A 556-nucleotide genomic window follows, 5' to 3' on the forward strand; every position below is an offset into this window, starting at 1 on the left:
CCAAGTAGTGAATAATTGTAAATAAGAATGAAATTAATACAATAGATACTGTTTTAGTAATGATATAGCCCATTCTGCTAGTTATTCTGCTCATAAACAATTGTATAGTACCTTGTGAGTAATCTCTTGTTATTGTTTTTATAATGAATAAAAGACCAGCAAACAAGAAAAGCCAATTAGCTAAATTAAAAACCATATCTATATTAACTTTATGTGCAGAACTATAATTTGCCATCATGCTAGCTTGGAATACCGTCATTCCAATTACAAGTATAAATGCTAAATAAGTATACGGACTTTTAAGTATACTAATTAAATCATATTTGACTAATTGTAAGCTCTTCATTATTTATCACCTCTTTGATTAATATTAAAGTAAGTATCACGTAGTGAACTTTTACGTGTTTCAATATATTTTGGATAAATATCTAGTTGGGATAACGATTTAAGTAACTCTCTATAATCATTTTGAGCTTTAATGATAATTTCTCCCGATTCTTTTTGAGACTGCTGTACTTTAAAGTTTTCAGAAAGAGAATCTAAAGCTTTATTAAAG

General features: G+C 27.3%; 2 protein-coding genes. Both read right to left on the reverse strand.

What is annotated here, in order from left to right:
- Window positions 1-346: ABC transporter permease (locus tag IE142_RS40255; RefSeq protein WP_502266920.1), on the reverse strand; the 346-nt coding region annotated here is incomplete at its 3' end.
- A partial coding sequence (locus IE142_RS40260; RefSeq protein ID WP_502266921.1) for a hypothetical protein occupies window positions 346-556 on the reverse strand: 211 nt, incomplete at its 5' end. The genes IE142_RS40255 and IE142_RS40260, both read right to left, overlap by 1 nt.

The sequence above is a fragment of the Streptomyces mutabilis genome, assembly GCF_014649815.1.
Lineage (GTDB): Bacteria > Actinomycetota > Actinomycetes > Streptomycetales > Streptomycetaceae > Streptomyces > Streptomyces mutabilis.